Annotated in this window: 4 protein-coding genes; 2 read left to right on the top strand and 2 right to left on the bottom strand. The window is 66.6% G+C overall.

Annotated elements, in window-relative coordinates; all coding sequences use genetic code 11:
* Nucleotides 1–192: 192 nt before the first annotated feature.
* Nucleotides 193–2,145 carry a helicase-related protein gene (locus L6Q67_RS18985; protein ID WP_296573243.1) on the top strand — a complete coding sequence of 651 codons (1,953 nt, stop codon included), beginning with the start codon at nt 193–195 and terminating at the stop codon, nt 2,143–2,145.
* Nucleotides 2,146–2,163: 18 nt separating this feature from the next.
* Here L6Q67_RS18985 and L6Q67_RS18980 read toward each other — a convergent pair whose 3' ends face one another.
* Together L6Q67_RS18980 and katG are read right to left on the bottom strand one after the other, a co-directional pair.
* Nucleotides 2,164–2,874, bottom strand: coding sequence for a hypothetical protein (locus L6Q67_RS18980; RefSeq protein ID WP_296573240.1), 711 nt, complete (start codon nt 2,872–2,874; stop codon nt 2,164–2,166).
* A 94-nt stretch (nt 2,875–2,968) separates the two neighbouring features.
* Entirely contained in the window at nt 2,969–5,140 is a 2,172-nt protein-coding gene (gene katG / locus L6Q67_RS18975; RefSeq protein WP_296573237.1) for a catalase/peroxidase HPI, read from the bottom strand.
* 337 nt (nt 5,141–5,477) lie between these two features.
* Between katG and L6Q67_RS18970 the strand changes: the two genes are divergently transcribed.
* Nucleotides 5,478–5,969, top strand: coding sequence for a hypothetical protein (locus L6Q67_RS18970; RefSeq protein ID WP_296573234.1), 492 nt, complete (start codon nt 5,478–5,480; stop codon nt 5,967–5,969).
* Nucleotides 5,970–6,001 lie beyond the last annotated feature (32 nt).

Below are 6,001 nucleotides of genomic sequence, written 5' to 3'. Positions count from 1 at the left end.
ACCGCCCGGTGCGGACCCGCATGCCGGGTGGTGTGGGAGGGGAACGGTCAGATTATCTGACCGCCCCTATCCCGATTCTGGGGCAGAAATTCCCCGTCGTCGATCATCGCCCGCGGCGTTTTTTCAGGCCCATCCGCACAGGCTGGGCGCGCTTGTGGCACCACCACCGGGCGTGCATCACACAGGATCCTCATGAACGATCAACAAAGCTCATCCCGGCAGGCCCTGCGTTTTGCCCGGACCATCAGTGGCCATCGGGTATGGCTGGCGGCGGGCCGGCGGGTCGCGATCCTCGGCGAGGAGTTCCGCATCTTTGGCTACATCGCGGATTCGTGTCTGGGTCAGGAAGCGCACTGGCGGCGTCGGACCGGCGAGGTTCGCGACGCCCTCGAGCAGCGCATGCTGCAGGAGCAGGGCGCCCGGCTCGAGCAGGCCCTGGAAACGGCCATCACCGAGATCATCACCTACCTCGAAGCCTGCAAAACCGAGGGGCTGGAGCCCAACCTGCGCAAGCTTCGGGAGTTCTGGTCATGTGGTGATCTGGACCTGGGCAGCGTCGGCAAGGGGCTGGCCCAGTCCCTCAATGATCTGCGTGCCAAGCAGCGCCACCGGGATCTGGCCGAGCAGATCGGGCGCAGCCTCAAGCTCTCCGACTATCCCGACACCTTTCCGGTGCGGCGCCGGGCCCGCAAGTTGATTGCCGTGCTCGGGCCCACCAACTCGGGCAAGACCCACGACGCCTTCGAGCGCCTGGTCACGGCCTCGTCCGGCGTGTACCTGGGACCGCTGCGCCTGCTGGCGCTGGAAGCCTTCACCCGCCTCAACGAGGAGTTCGGTGTCAGCGCATCCCTCATCACCGGCGAAGAGCGTCGCATCGTTGAAGGCAGCCGGGTGACCGCTTCCACCATCGAGATGCTCGACCCGGGCACCGAGATCGACGTTGCGGTCATCGACGAGATCCAGATGCTCAGCGACCCGGACCGGGGCTGGGCGTGGACCCAGGCTGTCGTTGGCGCCAATGCCCGCGAGGTGTGGCTGGTCGGCGCCCTGTCGGCCGAACCCGCCATTGTGGCCCTGGCGGCGCGTCTGGGCCTGCCCCTGGAGATCCGGCGCAAGACGCGCAAGCACCCGCTGTCCGTCGGCCAGCTCCTGGCCAATGATGCGGCAGCGGCCCTGCGCCGGGCCCGGCCGGGGGACGCGTTCATCGTTTTCTCCCGGCGCGACGCTCTCAATCTGCGTGATGATCTGCTGGCTCTGGGCAAATCCGTGGCCTGCATCTACGGCGCCCTGTCGCCCGAGGTGCGCGAGCGCGAGGCACACCGCTTTGCCGGGGGTGACGCCGACATCCTCGTCGCCACCGACGCCATCGGGATGGGCCTGAACCTCCCCATCCAGCGGGTCGTGTTCACTGCCGTGCAGAAATACGACGGCACCACCCGCGACACCCTGTCCCCGTCGCTGCTGCAGCAGATCGGTGGCCGGGCCGGGCGCTTCGGGCACCAGGAAGAAGAGGGGCTGGTGGCCGGCCTGACCCCCGCCGAGCACAAGGTCGTCACCTCGTTGATGAAGGCCCCGCAGCCCCCGCTGGAGGCCATGGGCTTTCAGATCACACCGGGCAGCGCTTACCTGGAACAGCTGGCGGCCATGTCCGGCGACACCCGTCTCGAGGCCCTGCTGTCATTGTTCCAGCTCCACGCCGATTGCGGCGACGGCTTCTTCCGGCCCCATGTGCCGGAAGAGCAGCTCGCCCGGGCAAGCCAGCTGGACCGGATGAAGAAGCTGTCACTGCACCTCAAGCATGTGTTTTCCATGGCGCCCATGGCCGCCCAGAACGAGACCATCGATGGCGTTTGGCGGAGCTGGGCCTATGCGGCCAACCAGGGCAAGTCCATCCGGCTGGACTTTCTCCCCGACTCGCCGCGCCGCGCCTCCCTCGAAGAGGCCGAGACCACCGTCCGCCTGCTGGCTGCCTATCGCTGGTTCGCGTATCGGCTGCCCGAGCTGTTCGTGGACCTGGAGCTGGCCGACATGCAGCTGGCGCCGTGGATCTCGGTGGTAGACGGCCACCTGCGCAGCCGCTACCGGCAGGGTGTCGGGGGTGGTCGCAAGGGCGTACCGAGCTGGTACTGGCCGGTGCGGCACTGAGCCTCGGGCGTGTGGCCGTCACCGGGTCAGGCGCTTCACCTCGCCACCGCAGCTCTCGGCTACCCGGGCGTACTCCTCGGGTGTGTCGATCAGGGCCTGGGCCGCATCCACCTTGTTCATCTCCCGCCGGATATAGGGCCCCCAGCGCTCTTCAAGCTCCTGCTGGAGGCGCGTGCGGGTCTGGCCGACGGGGCCGCGCCAGGGGCCGTCGGTGACAAAGCGGCGCTTCAGGGTGTCGGCAAGCTCCTGTTCAATCCGCAGCAGATGCGCCTGGTAGGCGCGAACATGGCGCAGCTCGTGTTCGTGGATCTCCTTGTAGGCACAGCTACCCTGGGGAAATTCCCTGGCCACATAAACCGTCATCGGGCTGAAGCCATAGGTCACGGTGAGCTGGGGGCTGGCGCATTCCCAGCGGCCGGCCGGGTCGGTGTAGGCACTGATGCGCGACTCGAAACGTACGCTGGCGGTGCCACGGGTGAGCCCCAGGACCTGCTTGCCCGCCGGCAGGTTGCGTGGGCCGATCAGGGTGAGGGTGCGGTAGCTGGTTCGGATGTCCAGGGAGACCGGCTCTTCATGGCGCTTGAGGCTGACCGACGGGCTGGGCAGCTGGTCGCAGCGGTCGGCCGCCAGCGCATTGGCGGAGACACCCAGGGCGAGGCCGACGGACAGCAACAGGCCGGCGTGGCGCCTGTCCGGGTCAGTTCGAGGCGAGTGGCGTGGGTTGGTCATTGTGGGAGAGGGGCTGCTTGATTCCATCCGGGCCCATGAAAAAGCCCCGGGCCATGCAGGTACATGACCGGGGGCTGTTGCCGGATGGCCGGGATCAGTTCAGATCGAAGCGGTCGGCGTTCATGACCTTGGTCCAGGCCGCCACGAAGTCACGCACAAACTTCTCCTTGCCGTCGTCCTGGGCGTACACCTCGGCGTAGGCCCGGAGCACGGAGTTGGAACCGAACACCAGATCGACGCGGGTGGCCGTCCATTTTGTGGTGCCGGTCTTGCGCTCGACGATGTGGTAGAGGTTTCGGCCCGCCGGCTTCCAGGTGTAGGCCATGTCGGTGAGGGCAACGAAGAAGTCGTTGCTCAGGGCGCCGACCCGGTCGGTGAACACCCCATGGGCCGTGCCCCCGTGGTTGGTGCCGAGCACCCGCATGCCGCCCACCAGGGCGGTCATCTCGGGAGCGGTGAGGCCCATGAGCTGCGTACGGTCGAGGAGGAGCTCCTCGGCGCTGACCTTGTAGTCCTTCTTGAGCCAGTTGCGGAAACCGTCATGCACGGGCTCGAGCACCTCGAAGGATTCCACCTCGGTCATGGCCTGGGTGGCGTCGCCCCGGCCCGGCGCAAAGGGTACGGTGATATCCACACCCGCCGCCTTCGCCGCCTGTTCGACACCGACGTTGCCGCCGAGCACGATCACGTCGGCCACGCTGGCACCGGTGTCGGCGGCGATCTTCTCGTAGATCGCCAGCACCCGGGCGAGACGCGCGGGCTCATTGCCTTCCCAGTCTTTCTGGGGGGCGAGACGGATGCGCGCACCATTGGCGCCGCCACGCATGTCCGAACCCCGGAAGGTGCGGGCGCTGTCCCACGCGGTGCTGACCAGATCGCTCACGCCAAGGCCGCTCGCGGCGATCTTCGTCTTGACGGCGGCCACGTCGTAGTCGGTTCGGCCGGCGGGCACCGGGTCCTGCCAGAGAAGATCCTCCTGGGGCACATCGGGGCCGATGTAGCGGGCCTTGGGCCCCATGTCCCGGTGGGTGAGCTTGAACCAGGCGCGGGCGAACACCTCAGAAAAATAGGCCGGATCCTGGTGGAAGCGCTCGGAGATCTTGCGGTACTCCGGGTCCATCTTCATGGCCATGTCGGCGTCGGTCATGATGGGGTTGTAGCGGATCGACGGGTCCTCCACGTCGGCCGGCTTGTCGGATTCCTTGATATCCACCGGTTCCCACTGCCAGGCACCGGCCGGGCTCTTTGCAAGCGCCCACTCGTGATTGAGGAGCATGTCGAAGTAGCCGTTGTCCCACTGGGTGGGGTGGGTGGTCCAGGCGCCTTCGATGCCGCTGGTCACGGTGTCGCGGCCCACGCCGCGGGTGCTGTGGTTGTTCCAGCCGAGACCCTGCTCGTCCACGTCGGCGGCTTCGGGGGCGGGGCCAAGATTGGCCGCGCTGCCATTGCCGTGGGCCTTGCCCACCGTGTGGCCGCCGGCGGTGAGTGCCACCGTTTCCTCGTCGTTCATGGCCATGCGGGCGAAGGTGACGCGTATGTCCTGGGCGGTGCGCAGCGGGTCGGGCTTGCCATCGACGCCCTCGGGGTTCACATAGATGAGGCCCATCATCACGGCGGCGAGGGGGTTCTCGAGGTCACGCTGGCCCGAGTAGCGGCTGTCGGGATTGTCGGTGGGGGCAAGCCATTCCTTCTCCGAGCCCCAGTAGATGTCCTTCTCGGGATGCCAGATGTCCTCGCGGCCAAAGCCGAAGCCGAAGGTCTTGAGGCCCATGGACTCATAGGCCATGTTGCCGGCGAGCACGATCAGGTCGGCCCAGCTGAGCTTGTTGCCGTACTTGCGCTTGATCGGCCAGAGGAGGCGCCGGGCCTTGTCCAGGTTGGCGTTGTCGGGCCAGGAGTTGAGAGGGGCGAAGCGCTGGTTGCCGGTGCCGGCACCGCCGCGGCCGTCGGCCACCCGGTAGGAGCCGGCGGCATGCCAGGCCATACGGATCATCAGGCCACCATAGTGGCCCCAGTCGGCCGGCCACCAGTCCTGGCTGTCGGTCATGAGGGCGCGCAAGTCCTTCTTGAGCGTGTCCACATCGAGTGTCTTCACCGCTTCCCGGTAGTTGAAACCGGCGTCCAGCGGGTTGGTCTTGCTGTCGTGCTGGTGGAGGATGTCCAGATTGAGGGTATTGGGCCACCAGTCGGTGTTGGATTTGCCGGTCGCGGTCATGCTGCCGTGCATCACCGGGCATTGGCCGGTCTTGGTCGTGTTTCCGTTCATCTCCGTCTCCTGTCGTTCTGGCGTGTTTGAGTTGGCTGCCGCGCCGGCGGAATCCGGCCCCGGGTATTGCCCCGGGTCTCGTGATTCTTCGCATGGGAATCCGGCCAGTCACGGCCCCATGTCCGGCACGCCTGGTTCAGCAGGCGTTCCAACCGTAGAAACAGAATACATGAGTGATCATTAGTTCAAGTGATGCTTGGGATCGGCTCAAACTATGCGGGTCAAGGGCTCCATCCCGGCGGGAACACAGGGGCTTCGCCGCTGTCTCCTGCCAGGCCAGCACGCTGCGCAACCGGCGCGGTTGTTTACGGATCCGATTTGCGGGAGAGGAAGAAACATGAAGTTCGAGGGAGCAGCAAGGTCGCGTCTTTTTGCCGGGCTCGTCGCCCTGGTCATTCCACTGGTGGCCGCCGCCGCGCCGGTGATTCCCGGCGCCAGCCTGCCGTCGCTTGCCCTCGAGGATCAGCACGGTAAGGTGGTGACGACCCGCGCGGGCACCCGGATTGTGCTGTTTGCAGCCGACAAGGCCGCCAGCGATCTGATCAATGAGGTCCTGCTTGCCCAGCCTGCAGGAGTGCTGGATGGCCTCCAGGCCGTCTATTTCGCCGATATCAGCGCAATGCCTGCCCTCGTCACACGGATGTTTGCCCTGCCGGCGCTGCGGGAGATGCCCTTTGCCGTCGGGCTGGGGCGGGACAGCGCCCAGCTGGCTGATCTGCCGCGCCAGAAAGGGGCTGCAACCATACTGCGCGTGGACGACGGAAAGGTGAGCCGTATCGACTACGCCAGGACTGCCGAGCAGCTGACTCAGGCCATCGGCCTGAAGTGACCCATGCCGCATGCAGGCCGGGCCAGGCCCGG

This window comes from Zoogloea sp. (assembly GCF_023150065.1).
Taxonomy (GTDB): Bacteria; Pseudomonadota; Gammaproteobacteria; order Burkholderiales; family Rhodocyclaceae; genus Zoogloea.
Note: the sequence above shows the minus strand (reverse complement) of the source record. Positions and strands in the feature narration are given on the sequence as shown.